Source organism: Staphylococcus haemolyticus (genome assembly GCF_006094395.1).
In the GTDB taxonomy this organism is placed as follows: Bacteria; Bacillota; Bacilli; order Staphylococcales; family Staphylococcaceae; genus Staphylococcus; species Staphylococcus haemolyticus.
In genome coordinates this window covers 1,915,028-1,932,452 of sequence record NZ_CP035291.1, presented here as the reverse complement: position 1 = coordinate 1,932,452, position 17,425 = coordinate 1,915,028, and the positions used below count along the sequence as shown (strand labels likewise).

The following is a 17,425-nucleotide window of genomic DNA, read 5'->3' as shown; positions in this document are numbered from 1 at the left end:
TTTTAATCCAATAAATGAAGTGTGTATTAAATTTCTAAAATTTCAGACATATATATTTGTGGTTTAGCAAAGATTAAAGTTATAATATGTATTAAGATATAGATGAGGAGTTGATACTGAATGAAATTTCTATCATTCAATTATAAAGACGCTGAATCTTACGGCGTAAAAGTTAAGCGTGAAGACGCAGTTTGGGATCTTAAAAAGGTATTTGCGGAATTTGGAGAAGGTGATTTCCACCCTCAAACATTATTAGAGGGATTACAACAAAACCAAACATTAGATTTCCAAGAACAAGTACGTAAAGCAGTTGTAGCGGCTGAAGATAGTGGTAAAGCAGATGAATTCAAAATCGCCTTTAATGACATTGAATTCTTACCACCAGTTACACCACCAAATAATGTTATTGCATTCGGTCGTAATTACCAAGATCACGCAAGTGAATTAAATCATGAGGTACAACGATTATACGTATTTACCAAAGCAGCATCATCATTAACAGGTGATGAATCAACAATTCCAAATCATAAAGATATCACTGATCAATTAGATTACGAAGGTGAATTAGGTATCGTAATCGGTAAATCTGGAGAAAAAATTCCGAAAGCATTAGCATTAGACTACATCTACGGATATACAATTATTAATGATATTACTGATCGTAAGGCGCAAAATGAACAAGATCAGGCATTTCTATCTAAAAGTTTGACAGGTGGTTGCCCAATGGGACCTTATATTGTAACTAAGGATGAGTTACCAACACCTGAAAATGTTAATATCGTAACTAAAGTTAATAATGATATTCGTCAAGATGGTAATACAAGTCAAATGATTAATAAAATTGATGATTTAATTGAAGAAATTTCTAAATATGTAGCATTACATCCAGGAGATATCATTGCTACTGGCACACCAGCTGGAGTAGGTGCAGGTTTACAACCGCCTCAGTTCTTGCAACCTGGTGATGAAGTAAAAGTTACTATTGATAATATTGGTACATTAACTACTTATATTGCTAAAGATTAATTAATAGTTCAAAAACGCTATAAGGATTGTCTATCATAATTAGTTCATAATAAATGATTGAATTGAGACATCTTATATTATAAGTACTTCTTAATTCTAATCAGTAAATGCAGGTGAGCCTGGGACATAAATCAATGTCCCAGGCTCTAATTATATATTGCCAATAGTTGTCAGAAATAAAAGCGTACTTGTTACAAGCGTTTTAATTCAGGGGCCCCAGCAAAGAGAATTTCACATGGAAATTCTACAAAACCATTATTTTAGTTCCACACCCATCTCTTATATCGTTTAACAATACGTTCAAGTGTTTATGTGATATGATAGGTAAGTAAAAAGGTAATAAATAGTATTGGGGGAATTCGGTCTTGTTACATATGCATATTGCAAGTTGGGCGTTGACAATTATTTTATATGTAATTGCATTTTTACATATTTCAAAATCACAAGGTCCTACACCTATGTTTAAACCATTACAAATGGCATTAAGAGTCTTTATGTTACTCACTTTATTCTCAGGGTTCTGGTTGTTAATTCAAGAATTCATGGCTGCTAGCCATGGTGGTGGAGGCAACCATATGTTGTTAACATTGAAGATGCTTTGTGGTATAGCGGTAGTTGCACTAATGGAAGTATCTATTGCTAAACGCAAGAAACACGAAGCAAGTCATGGTTTATTCTGGGCAACAATTATTTTAATAATTATTACTATGTCGTTAGGTATCATCCTACCATGGGGTCCAATTAGTAGCCTTTTTGGAATTAGTTAAAATTTAAATTATTAATGATATAGGGATAGCCCTTAAATGATCGAATTTGCAGTAATCATTTAAGGGCTACTTTTTATAAATCTCTAGCTTTGTAACCAATCATATTAACTAAATCTTTTGGATGACTGTAAGGTGGTGCGTATGCCACTTCAAATTCAGTTAATTCATCAATGGTTAATTCGCTCATCATTGCCATTGATAATACGTCAATACGCTTATCAACACCTGTTTTACCTACTGCGGCAGCACGTAAAAGATGACGATTATTTGTGTCAAAGTAAACGCGTAAGTGGACATTAGTATTTCCAGGGTAATAACCTGCATGAGTGCCAGAATTTAATTCAACCATTTGATAATCAAAATGTGTTAATTCTTCGACTTTGATGCCGACGCTTGCTAATGTATAGTCGAAAAATTTAACGATATTGGTACCCAAAAAACCTTTAAAAATTATGTTTTTATTACCAGCTAGTTGTTCTGCAATGACGCTTGCGCCACGATGTGCTCCCCAAGCTAATGGAACTTGTGCGGGTAGATTTACATGACGGTAGGTAGAGGTAATCACATCACCCAAAGCATAAATATTTGGGATATTCGTTTCAAATTTATCGTTAACTTTAACGAAGCCTTTATCATCTAATGCTACGTTAGATGACTCGATAAATTTCGAATGTGGATGTGTGCCAACGCCTTCAATAATTATATCGAAGTCTTCTTGAATTCCTGATTTAAAAGTAACCAGATGATCTTTAACACTTACAATTTCCTCATTTAATCGATAAGGTATGTGTCGCGAATCTAACTCGTCGAAGATAACTTGATTCATATCTTGGTCCATCAACTTGTTAACTTTTTCAGAGCGGTGAATTAGAGTAACATCTAATCCTCTAGCATATAAATTCTCCAAGACTTCTAATGAAATATAACCTGCTCCTACTACTAATGCTTTTTTAGCTTGATGTTGATCTATAAATTGATCGATGGCATCAGTATCCTCCATATTGCGTAAAGTGAATATGTAATCACTATCAAATCCTAAAGAATTAGCACCTGCACCAGGACTCAATATTAATTTGTCATAACTCGCTTCAAATTTTTCATTCGTTTGACGATTTACTACTGTCACTGTTTGATCTTTATCATTAATAGCAATTACTTCATGATATGTTTTAACTGTAATATCTTTCTTTTCTTTAAACACGTCTGGCGTAATTGGTAAAACATCTTTACGTTCATTAACAATGTTACCTATAAAGTAGGGTAATCCACAATTTGCGAAACTCATGTCGCGGTCTTTTTCAAAAATAGTAATTTCACTGTCTTTATCTAAACGTCGTATCTGGCTAGCACAGGTTGCACCACCGGCGACCGCACCGACTACAATTATTTTACGCATCATACATTCCTCCAGAAAAAATATATTAAAAAAGTGAGACATTATAAAAGTATACATTTGTCTCACTTTAAGAATTGTTGTTTAACCTTTATAAGGTATATTTAATTTAAAGAAATTATTTAAATAACGGCCGATACCATCATCATTATTTGAATAAGTAATATGGTTTGCAATATGTTTTAATTCATCTAGACCATTGTCCATTGCGATACCATATTTAGCATATTTAATCATTTCAATATCATTATCCTCGTCTCCGAAGGCTATAATATGTGAAGGTTCAATTCCTAAATAGTCTTTGACTTGATCAATCCCACGCGCTTTACTAATCCCGCGTTTAACGATTTCGATTACTGGGAAAGGCGCGCCCCAACGTCTGTGCTCAATATTCTCTGCATAGAAACGCGTTAACATTTGCTTGATTCTAGGTATGTAAATCTCTTCTGCTTCTACTAATAACGACGTTGGTGCTTCATCTAATTCTTCTAATAAATTACCTGTTTCAATTTTAGGATTACCCATTGAAAAACCCTCAAATAATCTAGGGTCATGATTATTAATAAACACGTGATCGCGAACCTCAGCAATAATATTTGTAACTTTTGCTTTTTGAAGTGTTTCGATCATGTTTCTAGCAAGGTCTACATCTAGAACCTCGTGTGTCGTTTTAAAATCATCTGATTTAGGATGATGAACATAAGCCCCATTGAAGTTTACAATAGGTGTGTCCATGTTTAATTCATGATAATAAATTTGGCTTGCACGGTATGGTCTTCCAGTCGCAATCATAATGCGATGACCTTGCTTTTTTAATGTTGTAAGTACTTGCTTAGTATAGTCACTAATTTCTTTATTATCATTTAATAATGTCCCATCTAAGTCTAAACAAATTAAATAAGGTTTCATATATTTCTCCTTAAGCTACATATCTATAGAATAAAATACATTATCATTTCATATTAAATGCTCTTAAAATTGATACATAAATCAACTTTATAATGTTATTATAACGTCTTTATTCGCTTAGTTGTATCATAGCATTTTATTGGCGTTTTGTCGGATATTTGATATATTAGTGTAAAGATAAATAATGAGAGGTGATACTAATGGAAGAGGCATTAAAAGACAGTATCCTAGGTGCACTTGAAATGGTTATTGACCCTGAATTAGGTATTGATATCGTTAATTTAGGTTTAGTATATAAAGTGAATGTTGATGATGATGGTTTATGTACAGTTGAAATGACTTTAACATCAATGGGTTGCCCACTTGGACCACAAATTATCGAACAAATTAAAACAGTATTAGCTGAGATTCCAGAAATACAAGACACAGAGGTTAATATTGTTTGGAACCCACCTTGGAACAAAGATATGATGTCAAGATACGCTAAAATTGCATTAGGCGTTAGCTAATTGATCGCTTTTGAACAATAGTACACAACTAGGATGTACTATTGTTTTTTTATTTATAATAGAAACTATTTAAATGTTCATTTTCAATGCTTTTAGTGACAAAGTTAAGTTAATAAATGACATAATTGTAATATAAATTGAATTTGTTTAAGCGTTATACTACAATACATAAGAATTACAATATAAAATAATTTAAATTGTACTTGCATTTATGAAAAATAATAATAAATGCGTCAAATTTTATAAAATATTATTATAGTTCAAGCTCAGACATCTAAGTATAAAACTCGATTCAATCATATACATTAAAATATAAAAGAATATTAACTTAAATCATATTTTTTCATGTTGTTGATCATCGGCTTTCGTTTTATCCTGATTTTCAGTGCTTTAGTAATTAATGAATTTATTAAAATTTATTATTTGATAGGGAAAGAATGTGAACAATGAAACAAGATTTTGAAAAAGGGAAACAACGTAAGACTAAAATGCGTTACATGCCTGGTTTAGATGGACTAAGAGCAATTGCTGTCTTAGGTATTATCATTTACCATTTAAACAGGAAATGGCTTACAGGTGGTTTCATAGGAGTAGATACCTTCTTCGTTATTTCTGGATATTTAATCACAAGTTTACTTTTAAAGGAATACGAAGAGCGAGGTATTATTAGCCTTAAACAATTCTGGATTCGACGAGTTAAAAGGTTACTTCCAGCAGTTGTTGCGCTATTAATCGTTGTTGGGATTGCTACATTAATATTTGAACCACAACAAATCGTTCGAGTAAAACATGATATTATCGCTGCATTATTCTATGTGTCGAATTGGTGGTATATTGCCAAAGATGTTAACTACTTCGAACAATTTTCATTTATGCCATTAAAACACTTGTGGTCACTTGCAATAGAAGAACAGTTCTATTTGTTCTTCCCATTTGTGTTGGTCATTTTACTCTTAACGATTAAAAAATATCGCAATGTTACTTTGATATTATGGATTATTTCTTTAGTTTCTTTATTAGCGATGGTCATTATTTCACAACCCAATGTTGGGTATTCGAGAGTTTATTTTGGGACAGATACTCGCTTGCAAACGTTATTATTGGGTGTGATATTAGCATTTGTATGGCCACCATTTAAATTAAAAGCCAATCCACCAAAAGTATTGCAACGTTCTATTGATGGTATAGGCATCTTAGGGCTAATAATACTTATCTACTTATTCTTTACAGTGAAAGATACTAGTGCATGGATTTATAATGGTGGATTTTATCTCATATCAGGTATGACATTATTTATTATTGCTAGTGTCGTACACCCTTCTAGTATCTTAGCAAAGGTATTAGGTCATCGTATATTTGTTTATATAGGTAAACGCTCTTATAGTTTATATTTATGGCATTTTCCTGTCATAAGTTTTATACACATTCATTTTGTTGATGGGCAACTTCCTATTTATGTGTACTTTGTTGATATCATACTTACAGTTTTATTTGCTGAGTTATCATATCGTTATATTGAAACACCATTTAGACGAGAAGGTTTAAAGGCATTTTCATTCAATTATTTAAAGCGACCTAAATTTATTAGAACAATAGTGTCAATTATTGCTGTGATACCGATAGTATTGTTATTCTTAGGTGTCTTTGATCGTTTTGGAAAAGATGAAATTGATAACAAAGCAAATTCATTCAACACGAATGATCAAGATAAATATTTAGTAAGAATGATGCCTGGGGAAAATATAAAAATCGATGGCTCGAGTAGTAATAGTAAAAGTAAAAAACAAGTTTATACTAATATTAGTCCATTACTTATTGGAGACTCAGTGATGGTAGATATTGGTGAAGAATTTAAATCTCAAGTACCTAAAGCAACTATTGATGGTAAAGTTGGGCGTCACCTACAAGAAGCGTTGTCGATAGCAGGCAATTATTCAAATTATAATAAACCATCAGATAAAGTCGTTTTAGAACTAGGTACAAATGGTGATTTTACAGAGGAAGAATTAAATCAATTAATTAATAAGTTTGGTAAAGCACAAATTTACCTTGTTAATACACGTGTTCCTCGAGATTGGCAGGATAATGTGAATAAACAACTAGCTAATGCTGCTAAGAAGCATAAGAATGTAACTTTAGTGGATTGGTACCAACGATCTGCTGGACATTCTGAATATTTTGCACCAGATGGTGTGCATCTTGAAAATAGTGGTGTAAAAGCTTTATCCGATGAAATAATCAAAACTATAAAGAAAAATTCAAAAAACAAATAATTCATTCTAGACCAGTTTAGTGATTTTAAATCATTGAACTGGTTTATTTTATTTGCAGTTTTAACGTATATTTGATGTTTATAACAAAAAAAGTGTGATAAAACAAGTAATAAAAGAAACTCACTAATTACGTCAAACTAGCTTGACCAGGCAGTTTGAGAAATTTTTAAAAGTTGAGTGTAAGTGTTGCGTAATCATTTAAGAGGGTCTATAATGTAATTAAGGTCAAAGAAAGTCAAAGTCAAAACAAACTAATTGACCTTGCTCTTATCAAATATATAGGGGTGAATAAATTTGGATATTAATCAAATGACATATGCAATTCAAGGTGCATTACAAAAAGCGGTTGAATTGAGTAAAGAAAACGAATTACAAAATATTGAAATTGAAGCTATATTAAAAGGAACTTTAGAAGAAACTGATAGTTTATTTAAAAGCATATTAGAACGAGCAAATATAGATACAGATGAATTAAATCAAGCGTATACAAATAAATTGAAAAATTATCCTTCTGTACAAGGAGATAATATTCAATATGGACAGTATATAGGAGCTAAAGCAAATGAATTATTAAATAAAGCTGAATCATATATGAAAGAATATGAAGATGAATATATTTCAATGGAACACGTCCTTCGTGCTGCGATGGATATTGATGATACTACTAAACAATTTGTTGGAAATAAAGAAGAAGTAGTGAAAGAAATAATAACTAAAGTAAGAGGGGGAAATCATGTGACTTCACAAAATCCAGAAGTAAATTATGAAGCTTTAGAAAAATATGGTCGTGACTTAGTAGAAGAAGTACGTCAAGGTAAAATGGACCCTGTTATTGGCAGGGATGAAGAAATTCGTAACACAATTCGAATCTTAAGTCGTAAAACAAAAAACAATCCAGTATTAATCGGGGAACCTGGTGTAGGTAAAACTGCAATTGTTGAAGGTTTAGCGCAACGAATTGTACGAAAAGATGTGCCTGAATCATTACTCGATAAAACAATTTTTGAATTAGATTTAAGCGCATTGGTTGCTGGTGCAAAATTTAGAGGTGAATTTGAAGAGCGACTTAAAGCAGTACTTAAAGAAGTAAAAGAGTCAGATGGACGCATTATTTTATTTATTGATGAAATTCATATGTTGGTTGGTGCAGGAAAAACAGATGGTGCAATGGACGCTGGTAACATGTTGAAACCGATGTTAGCACGTGGTGAATTGCATTGTATTGGTGCAACTACTTTAAATGAATATAGAGAATATATTGAGAAAGATTCTGCATTAGAACGTCGTTTCCAAAAAGTAGGCGTAAGTGAATCAGATGTAGAAGATACAATTTCAATTTTACGTGGATTAAAAGAACGCTATGAAGTTTATCATGGTGTACGTATTCAAGACCGTGCTTTAGTTGCAGCAGCTGAATTATCAGATCGATATATTACTGATAGATTTTTACCTGACAAAGCAATCGATTTAGTTGACCAAGCATGTGCAACTATTCGAACAGAAATGGGTTCAAATCCAACTGAATTAGACCAAGTTAATCGTCGAGTTATGCAATTAGAAATTGAAGAAAGTGCTTTGAAAAATGAATCTGACAACGCAAGTAAACATCGTTTAGAAGAATTACAAGAAGAACTTTCAAATGAAAAAGAAAAACAAGCGTCTTTACAATCTCGTGTTGAACAAGAGAAAGAAATAATTGCGAAAGTACAAGAAAAACGTGCTGAATTAGATCGCAGTCGTCAAGCTCTAGAAGATGCACAAACCGAGGGTAATTTAGAAAAAGCAGCAGAATTACAATATGGTACAATACCTCAATTAGAAAAAGAATTAAAAGAATTTGAAGAAGCTTATCAAGATGAACAAGGTGACAGCGAACGCATGATTCGTGAAGTTGTTTCTGATGAAGAAATTGGAGACATCGTAAGTCAATGGACTGGTATTCCAGTATCAAAATTAGTTGAAACTGAAAGAGAAAAATTATTAAATCTAAGTGATATCTTACACGAACGTGTTGTGGGTCAAGATAAAGCAGTAGATTTAGTATCTGATGCTGTTGTAAGAGCACGTGCAGGTATTAAAGATCCTAATAGACCGATTGGTAGTTTCTTATTCTTAGGACCAACTGGTGTAGGTAAAACTGAATTAGCAAAATCATTAGCTGCATCATTGTTTGATTCTGAGAAACACATGATTCGAATCGACATGAGTGAGTATATGGAGAAACATTCAGTTTCTAGATTGATTGGTGCCCCTCCTGGTTATGTAGGTCATGATGAAGGAGGACAATTAACAGAAGCGGTTAGACGTAATCCATATTCAGTCATTTTATTAGATGAAGTTGAAAAAGCACATAGTGATGTATTCAACGTTTTACTTCAAATATTAGACGAAGGTCGTTTAACTGATTCTAAAGGACGCAGTGTTGACTTTAAAAACACTATCATTATTATGACAAGTAACATCGGTTCACAAGTATTACTTGAGAATGTTAAAGATACTGGTGACATTACTGAAGAAACTGAAAAAGCTGTAATGGATAGCTTACATGCATTCTTTAAACCAGAAATCTTAAACCGTATGGATGATATAGTATTATTTAAACCATTATCTATTAATGATATGAGTATGATTGTTGATAAAATCTTAACTCAATTAAATATACGCTTAATGGATCAACGTATTTCTATTGAAGTTTCTGATGACGCGAAAAAATCGTTAGGCGAAGAAGCGTACGAACCACAATTTGGTGCAAGACCATTGAAACGTTTTGTTCAACGACAAATTGAAACACCATTAGCACGTATGATGATTAAAGAAAGCATGCCTGAAGGTACTGTGGTAAAAGTTGATATAAATGATGATCATGAATTAACATTTGATGTACAAAAGCCTGAAAATGAATAATGAATGTTTAGGTAAACCTAGGGAGTGTGATGAGCACTTTCTAGGTTTTTTTAAGTTCAGTTCAGTGTATTGTTGCATTCACTTGCCCTAGTTATAACTTAAACTAAAGATTAGTAAGAATAAGTAATTCCTCACTTCATAGACTTTTTCAAAGACTTGAAGGTTGTAATGTATCGCTATAATGTTAAGGGTTCATCTATATCTAGTTTAATATAGAAAAACACTTGAAATTTGAGTTTTAAATTCAAATTCCAAGCGTTTTTAACGTATTGTATTATTATGTAGTAATAAGACTATCTGTTACCTGAACGGGTAAAATCATCTGGTTTAATCATGGCAGCTAGAATAGCAATTACAATTGTAAAGATAACTGCTAGAACTATTGGCGTGATAAAGTTTAATGTTCCACCGCCATTTAAACTATTTAATACAAAGTTAACCATTTGTAATAAGATGACTGCCCAAATAAAAGTTACGAGGTATTTCATACCGATGACCTCCATTATTTATATACTTTCATTCTAAAGTAAAGTAATCTATTTGTATAGAGATAGCAGATAACTGATAAAAATTTGTAATCAATTTTATTTAATGAAATCTGTATTTGTGAAAGGGTAACTACTTGAGTAGTGGTAAAAAAATGTGTTAAATTAATACCTGGTATTAAAAAATGAAGTAAGAAGGTGTACGTTCATGAACGTAGGTATAAAAGGATTTGGTGCATATGCGCCAGAGAAAGTCGTTGATAACGCTTATTTCGAAAGTTTTTTAGAAACTTCAGATGAATGGATTTCTAAAATGACTGGAATTAAAGAGAGACGCTGGGCTAGTGAAGATCAAGATACATCTGACTTAGCATTCGAAGCTAGTAAAAAAGCGATTGAAGATGCAGGAATCACACCTGCTGATATAGATATGATTATTGTTGCAACTGCTACTGGAGATATGCCATTCCCATCGGTTGCCAATATATTGCAAGAAAAATTGGGTACACGTAAAGTACCAACAATGGATCAATTAGCTGCATGTTCTGGATTTATGTATTCTATGATTACAGCAAAACAATATGTTCAATCAGGTGATTATAAAAATATCCTGGTAGTAGGTGCAGACAAATTATCTAAGATTACTGATTTAACAGATCGTTCAACAGCAGTCCTTTTTGGTGATGGCGCTGGTGCAGTAGTTATTGGAGAAGTTTCAGAAGGACGAGGTATCATTAGTTATGAAATGGGATCTGATGGTAACGGTGGAAAATACTTATACTTAAACAAAGATACTGGTAAACTAGTAATGAACGGACGAGAAGTCTTCAAGTTTGCGGTAAGAATTATGGGTGAAGCATCAACACGAGTGGTTGATAAAGCTGGTCTACAATCAGATGATATTGATATGTTTATACCTCACCAAGCAAACATTAGAATTATGGAATCAGCTCGAGAAAGACTAGGTATAGAGAGAGAAAAGATGAGTGTATCTGTTAATCGATTTGGTAACACATCTGCTGCCTCAATACCTTTAAGTATTTCACAAGAATTAGAAAATGGAAGAATAAAAGATGATGACACACTAGTATTAGTAGGTTTTGGTGGTGGCCTAACATGGGGCGCTATGGTTATCAAATGGGGTAAATAGGAGGATATAATGTATGACTGAGAATAAACGAGTTGTAATTACTGGTATGGGTGCATTATCACCTATTGGCAATGATGCCCAGACAAGTTGGGAAAATGCCTTGAAAGGTGTTAATGGAATCGATACTATTACTAGAATAGATACAGAAGATTATAATGTTCATTTAGCAGGTGAACTTAAAGATTTTAATATTGAAGACCATATTGAAAAGAAAGAAGCTCGACGTATGGACCGTTTCACACAATATGCGGTAGTTGCAGCACGTCAAGCAGTTGAAGATGCTAAATTGGAAATCAATGATGAAACTGCTAATCGCATAGGTGTATGGATTGGTTCAGGGATTGGTGGTATGGAAACGTTTGAAACAGCACATACAACACTTCAAAATAAGGGTCCAAGAAGAGTAAGTCCATTCTTCGTACCTATGTTAATTCCTGATATGGCAACCGGCCAAGTATCAATTGATTTAGGTGCAAAAGGGCCAAATGGTTCTACAGTTACAGCATGTGCAACTGGTACAAACTCAATTGGTGAAGCATTTAAAATCATACAACGTGGCGATGCAGATGCGATGATAACAGGTGGTACAGAAGCGCCAATTACACACATGGCACTTGCAGGATTCAGTGCTAGTCGTGCCTTATCTACAAATGATGATAAAGAAACAGCTTGTCGTCCATTCCAAGAAGGTCGAGATGGCTTCGTTATGGGTGAAGGTGCTGGTATTTTAGTGATTGAATCATTAGAATCGGCACAAGCACGTGGTGCTCAAATTTATGCTGAAATAGTTGGTTATGGTTCAACTGGTGATGCATATCATATTACAGCTCCCGCTCCTGAAGGTGAAGGTGGTTCACGTGCAATGCAAGCAGCACTTGATGATGCAGGTATTGAAGCAAAAGATGTTCAATATCTTAATGCACATGGCACAAGTACACCTGTAGGTGATATGTATGAAATTAGAGCGATCAAGAATACCTTTGGAGATGCTGCTAATCAACTAAAAGTTAGCTCTACTAAATCAATGACTGGTCATTTATTAGGTGCTACTGGTGGTTTAGAGGCTATCTTCTCAGCATTATCTATTCGTGACTCTAAAGTCGCACCAACTATTCATGCGAATACACCAGATCCTGAATGTGATCTAGACATCGTTCCAAATGAAGCGCAAGATTTAGAAATTACTTATGCAATGAGTAACAGTCTTGGATTTGGTGGTCATAATGCTGTATTAGTATTTAAGAAATTTGAAGATTAATTTTGAAAAATGATATTAGACCAAGGACACTAATTGATAATGTCCTTGGTCTATTTTTGTATGTAGAATGATTTAAAGTAGAAATGAAATTATTATTGTCATCACAAAGTATGCAATATTACATATCAAAGCTGGAGCAATCCATGTAGATATAAAATAATGTTCCTTTTTAACTTGTTGAGGATTTAAAAATTCATCATCCGCCATTGTTCTCTTTTTTGAGCGAGACGATAGTTGATATCTTATTCTTCTAAAACCATAGCTCGTTGCATCAAAAATGCCCTCTTGAACTAATAAAATGAAAAAAATGGAGATGAATATAGTAAGAGACAAATAAAAAAGTGTATTAATATATGAAACAAAACTATGATTTGTAAATATAATCCACAGTATCATAGATAAAATGGGAGTAATTATCAACCATATCATCCAGTTCTTTAAATTCTTCATAATAAAGCCCCCAGTTGACGGTTTAATTTATTGTAACTTAAATTTTATAAAATATATATTCTTATTTATAGTTAGAATAAAAAAGATTGTCAAAGTACTCCTTAAAATGTTTTTATTTAAACGCTTACTTTTTTAATTTTGTGAAAATTATATTGCAATTATATGCAAATTATATATATAATGTTACTAAATATTTCTGAAAATTTTGAAGGGAATGTTAATTTTGAAAATTCAATAAGGGGGTTATTTAATGACGCGATATATTTTTAAACGTTTGGGATACATGTTTTTATCGCTTTTCATTATTATTACAATTACATTTTTCTTAATGAAATTAATGCCCGGTTCACCATTTAACGATGCGAAACTAAGTGCTGAGCAAAAGGCGATTCTTAATGAAAAGTATGGTTTAAATGATCCAGTTGCCATTCAATATCTTCATTATTTAAAGAATGTCGTAACTGGAGACTTTGGGTATTCATTCCAGTATCATAATCAACCGGTATGGGAGCTTATAAAACCGAGATTGATTCCTTCTATGGAAATGGGTATTACAGCTATGATTATCGGGGTTATTTTAGGTTTAATCCTTGGCGTAGCAGCAGCTACTAAACAAAATACTTGGGTAGATTATACAACAACTATAATTTCAGTAATCGCAGTATCAGTACCATCATTCGTATTAGCCGTACTTTTACAATATGTGTTTGCAGTACGTTTACGTTGGTTCCCAGTAGCTGGGTGGGAAGGATTTTCAACAGCAGTCTTACCTTCACTAGCATTGTCTGCGACAGTTTTAGCAACAGTAGCAAGGTATATTCGAGCAGAAATGATAGAAGTATTAAGTTCAGATTACATATTATTAGCACGTGCAAAAGGTAACTCTTCTTTAAGAGTGCTATTTGGACATGCATTACGTAATGCATTAATTCCAATTATTACTATTATTGTACCAATGTTAGCAAGTATATTAACTGGTACATTGACTATTGAAAATATTTTTGGAGTACCAGGTCTTGGGGACCAATTCGTTAGATCGATTACAACCAATGATTTCCCAGTTATCATGGCTACAACAATATTATTTAGTACATTATTTATTGTTTCAATCTTTATTGTAGATATTCTTTACGGAATTATTGATCCTAGAATTCGTGTGCAAGGAGGTAAAAAATAATGACAAATGATAAATTTGAAAAGCCGTTGGATGATCATTCAAACGCGGCGATGACACATACCTCTGAAGGCATTGCAGCTTCTGATTTTGTTATTAGAGATTTAGATATAAATAAAGAACCTGAAATGCAACGAGAAAGTAAAAATTTCTGGCAAGATGCATGGGCACAGCTAAAACGAAATAAACTTGCTGTAATAGGGATGATTGGCCTTATACTTATAATAATTTTAGCTTTAGTTGGTCCACTAATAAGTAAACATGATTTTGCTGAACAAAATGTCGATTATCGAAATCTTCCAGCAAAAATTCCCATATTAGACAAAGTTCATTTTTTACCATTTGATGGTACAGGTTCTGATGGTAAAGATGCTTATGCAAAAGTGGGAGCTAAAGAAAATTATTGGTTTGGAACAGATCAACTTGGTAGAGATTTATGGACACGTACATGGAAAGGCACTCAAATTTCTCTAGTTATTGGTATTGTGGCTGCCTTATTAGATATTTTTATCGGAGTAGTATATGGCGCTATTTCAGGATTTTTTGGTGGGCGAGTAGATGATGTAATGCAACGTATTTTGGAAATCATTGCTTCAATTCCAAACCTTATTGTAGTAATTTTATTCGTACTTATTTTTGAACCTTCTATTTGGACGATTATACTAGCCATGTCAATCACAGGTTGGTTAGGTATGAGTAGGGTTGTTCGTGGTGAATTCTTAAAATTAAAAAACCAAGAATTTGTAATGGCATCAAGAACTTTAGGCGCATCAAAAGTCAACTTGATTTTTAAACATATTCTCCCTAATACATTAGGGGCTATAGTAGTAACATCTATGTTTACTGTCCCAAGTGCGATTTTCTTTGAAGCATTCTTAAGTTTCATTGGTATAGGTGTTCCTGCACCACAAACCTCATTAGGATCTTTAGTTAATGATGGTCGTGCAATGTTATTAATTCATCCACACGAGTTATTCATTCCAGCAACAATTTTAAGTTTATTAATTTTATTTTTCTATCTATTTAGTGATGGTTTACGCGATGCATTTGACCCTAAAATGCGTAAATAATAAAGGAGGCACACGTTATGTCAGAAAGAGTATTAGAAGTCAACGACTTGCATGTTTCCTTTGATATTACTGCTGGGGAAGTGCAAGCGGTTAGAGGCGTAGATTTTTATTTGAACAAAGGGGAAACGTTAGCAATAGTGGGAGAGTCTGGTTCTGGAAAATCAGTAACCACTAAAGCGATTACAAAGCTATTCCAAGGAGATGCGGGCCGTATTAAAAAAGGTGCAATTGATTTTCTTGGTGAAGATTTAGCAAATAAATCTGAGAAAGAATTAATTAAATTACGTGGAAAAGATATTTCGATGATATTCCAAGATCCAATGACATCACTCAATCCGACGATGCAAATTGGGAAACAAGTAATGGAACCTTTAATTAAACATCGTAATTATAGTAAATCTGAAGCAAAAAAACGTGCTTTAGAAATTTTGAATTTAGTTGGATTGCCTAATGCTGAAAAACGTTTCAAAGCATACCCACATCAATTCTCTGGTGGTCAAAGACAGAGAATTGTAATCGCAACAGCTTTAGCTTGTGAACCTAAAGTATTGATTGCAGATGAACCAACAACAGCATTGGATGTAACAATGCAAGCTCAAATTTTAGATTTAATGAAAGATTTGCAGAAAAAGATTGATACATCAATTATATTTATTACCCATGATTTAGGTGTTGTGGCAAATATTGCAGATAGAGTAGCTGTTATGTACGGAGGTCAAATGATAGAAACAGGAGATGTAGATGAAATCTTCTATGACCCAAAGCATCCTTATACATGGGGATTATTATCATCAATGCCTGATTTAACTACTAGTAATGATACAGAATTAATTGCTATTCCTGGAACACCACCTGACTTACTTCATCCTCCTAAAGGAGATGCATTCGCACGTAGAAGTCAATATGCTTTAGATATTGATTTTAAACAAGAGCCACCATGGTTCAAAGTATCACCAACACATTTTGTTAAATCATGGTTATTAGATAAGAGAGCTCCTAAAGTAAAACCGCCAGAAATGGTTGTAAAAAGACAGCGTCAAATGCCGAATAATTACGACAAACCACGTCAAGTAGAAAGGGTGTCGTTCGATGGATAAAAATAATGAAGTGTTATTAGAAATTAAAAATTTAAAACAATATTTTAATGAAGGTAAACGTAATGAAGTAAGAGCCATTGAGGACATATCTTTTGATATCTATAAAGGGGAAACATTAGGGTTAGTTGGAGAGTCAGGATGTGGTAAATCAACTACAGGTAAAGCAATTATTAAACTAAATGATATTACAAGTGGAGAAATTTTATATGAAGGACAGGATATTCAAAAAATTTCTAAGCGTAAAGATTTATTAAAGTTTAATAAAAAAATTCAAATGATTTTCCAAGATCCATATGCTTCATTAAATCCTAGATTGAAAGTAATGGATATCGTTGCAGAGGGTATTGATATTCATAAATTAGCAAGCAGTAAAAAAGACCGTAAACGTCGTGTTTATGACTTACTTGAAACGGTCGGTTTAAGTAAAGAACATGCGAATAGATATCCACACGAATTTTCTGGTGGACAACGTCAACGTATCGGTATCGCGCGTGCACTAGCAGTGGAACCGGAATTTATTATTGCGGATGAGCCTATTTCAGCGTTAGATGTATCTATCCAAGCTCAGGTAGTAAACTTAATGTTGAAATTACAAAAAGAAAGAGGTATTACTTTCTTATTTATCGCGCATGACTTATCAATGGTTAAATATATTTCAGACCGTATCGCAGTGATGCACTTCGGAAAAATTGTTGAATTAGGTTCAGCTGACGAAATTTATTATCATCCATTACATGATTATACGAAATCATTGTTATCAGCGATTCCTCAACCTGACCCAGATAGTGAGAGAACACGTAAACGTGTAGCATATCAAGAAGATGAATCTAAAAATTCTGAGCGAAAACTTCAGGAAATAAGACCAGATCATTATGTTTTTGTAACTGATGAAGAAGCTGCTCAATTAAAACAAGAACATCAAACGCAAAGCGTTTAAATGCAGGGGAAGGAGGATGAATT

15 protein-coding genes are annotated in these 17,425 nt (G+C 33.1%); 11 read left to right on the top strand and 4 right to left on the bottom strand.

Annotation, left to right across the window (positions count from 1 at the left end; genetic code table 11):
* The first annotated feature begins 120 nt into the window (after positions 1 to 120).
* Together EQ029_RS09300 and EQ029_RS09295 are read left to right on the top strand one after the other, a co-directional pair.
* Positions 121 to 1,026 carry a fumarylacetoacetate hydrolase family protein gene (locus EQ029_RS09300; RefSeq protein ID WP_033079771.1) on the top strand — a complete coding sequence of 302 codons (906 nt, stop codon included), beginning with the start codon at positions 121 to 123 and terminating at the stop codon, positions 1,024 to 1,026.
* A 365-nt stretch (positions 1,027 to 1,391) separates the two neighbouring features.
* Positions 1,392 to 1,793 (top strand): YisL family protein, encoded by a 402-nt coding sequence (locus EQ029_RS09295; RefSeq protein WP_011276247.1) that lies wholly within the window; start codon positions 1,392 to 1,394, stop codon positions 1,791 to 1,793.
* A gap of 73 nt (positions 1,794 to 1,866) precedes the next feature.
* Here the strand turns inward: EQ029_RS09295 and EQ029_RS09290 are convergent, their stop codons facing one another.
* Together EQ029_RS09290 and EQ029_RS09285 are read right to left on the bottom strand one after the other, a co-directional pair.
* Positions 1,867 to 3,189 carry a CoA-disulfide reductase gene (locus EQ029_RS09290; RefSeq protein WP_011276246.1) on the bottom strand — a complete coding sequence of 441 codons (1,323 nt, stop codon included), beginning with the start codon at positions 3,187 to 3,189 and terminating at the stop codon, positions 1,867 to 1,869.
* A gap of 81 nt (positions 3,190 to 3,270) precedes the next feature.
* Complete coding sequence (locus EQ029_RS09285) at positions 3,271 to 4,095, bottom strand: Cof-type HAD-IIB family hydrolase (RefSeq protein WP_011276245.1); 825 nt, start codon at positions 4,093 to 4,095, stop codon at positions 3,271 to 3,273.
* A gap of 200 nt (positions 4,096 to 4,295) precedes the next feature.
* Between EQ029_RS09285 and EQ029_RS09280 the strand changes: the two genes are divergently transcribed.
* From EQ029_RS09280 to clpB, 3 genes are all read left to right on the top strand, one after another.
* Positions 4,296 to 4,604 (top strand): metal-sulfur cluster assembly factor, encoded by a 309-nt coding sequence (locus tag EQ029_RS09280; protein WP_033079770.1) that lies wholly within the window; start codon positions 4,296 to 4,298, stop codon positions 4,602 to 4,604.
* Positions 4,605 to 5,050: 446 nt separating this feature from the next.
* Complete coding sequence (locus EQ029_RS09275) at positions 5,051 to 6,877, top strand: acyltransferase family protein (RefSeq protein ID WP_011276243.1); 1,827 nt, start codon at positions 5,051 to 5,053, stop codon at positions 6,875 to 6,877.
* A gap of 294 nt (positions 6,878 to 7,171) precedes the next feature.
* Positions 7,172 to 9,781, top strand: a complete 2,610-nt coding sequence (clpB, locus tag EQ029_RS09270; RefSeq protein WP_057504879.1) for an ATP-dependent chaperone ClpB — start codon at positions 7,172 to 7,174, stop codon at positions 9,779 to 9,781.
* Between the two features lie 293 nt (positions 9,782 to 10,074).
* Here the strand turns inward: clpB and EQ029_RS09265 are convergent, their stop codons facing one another.
* Positions 10,075 to 10,269, bottom strand: coding sequence for a YjzD family protein (locus EQ029_RS09265; protein ID WP_011276241.1), 195 nt, complete (start codon positions 10,267 to 10,269; stop codon positions 10,075 to 10,077).
* A 205-nt stretch (positions 10,270 to 10,474) separates the two neighbouring features.
* Between EQ029_RS09265 and EQ029_RS09260 the strand changes: the two genes are divergently transcribed.
* Positions 10,475 to 11,416: a beta-ketoacyl-ACP synthase III gene (locus tag EQ029_RS09260; RefSeq protein WP_016931174.1), complete on the top strand. Its 942-nt coding sequence runs from the start codon at positions 10,475 to 10,477 to the stop codon at positions 11,414 to 11,416.
* 13 nt (positions 11,417 to 11,429) lie between these two features.
* Positions 11,430 to 12,674 (top strand): beta-ketoacyl-ACP synthase II, encoded by a 1,245-nt coding sequence (fabF, locus tag EQ029_RS09255; RefSeq protein WP_011276239.1) that lies wholly within the window; start codon positions 11,430 to 11,432, stop codon positions 12,672 to 12,674.
* 72 nt (positions 12,675 to 12,746) lie between these two features.
* Here fabF and EQ029_RS09250 read toward each other — a convergent pair whose 3' ends face one another.
* Positions 12,747 to 13,124, bottom strand: coding sequence for a DUF3899 domain-containing protein (locus EQ029_RS09250; protein ID WP_057504878.1), 378 nt, complete (start codon positions 13,122 to 13,124; stop codon positions 12,747 to 12,749).
* A gap of 250 nt (positions 13,125 to 13,374) precedes the next feature.
* Here EQ029_RS09250 and opp3b point away from each other — a divergent pair, with 250 nt between their 5' ends.
* Genes opp3b through EQ029_RS09230 form a run of 4 tightly spaced genes read left to right on the top strand, consistent with a single transcriptional unit; the run spans position 13,375 to position 17,402 of the window.
* Positions 13,375 to 14,301: an oligopeptide ABC transporter permease gene (gene opp3b, locus EQ029_RS09245; RefSeq protein ID WP_011276237.1), complete on the top strand. Its 927-nt coding sequence runs from the start codon at positions 13,375 to 13,377 to the stop codon at positions 14,299 to 14,301.
* Positions 14,301 to 15,368, top strand: coding sequence for an oligopeptide ABC transporter permease (gene opp3C / locus EQ029_RS09240; RefSeq protein ID WP_033079767.1), 1,068 nt, complete (start codon positions 14,301 to 14,303; stop codon positions 15,366 to 15,368). The genes opp3b and opp3C overlap by 1 nt, the downstream gene beginning before the upstream one ends.
* A 17-nt stretch (positions 15,369 to 15,385) precedes the next feature.
* Positions 15,386 to 16,465, top strand: coding sequence for an ABC transporter ATP-binding protein (locus EQ029_RS09235; protein ID WP_033079766.1), 1,080 nt, complete (start codon positions 15,386 to 15,388; stop codon positions 16,463 to 16,465).
* On the top strand, positions 16,458 to 17,402 hold the full coding sequence (locus tag EQ029_RS09230) for an ABC transporter ATP-binding protein (RefSeq protein WP_011276234.1): 945 nt from the start codon (positions 16,458 to 16,460) through the stop codon (positions 17,400 to 17,402). Before EQ029_RS09235 ends, EQ029_RS09230 begins: the two co-directional genes overlap by 8 nt.
* Positions 17,403 to 17,425: the final 23 nt, after the last annotated feature.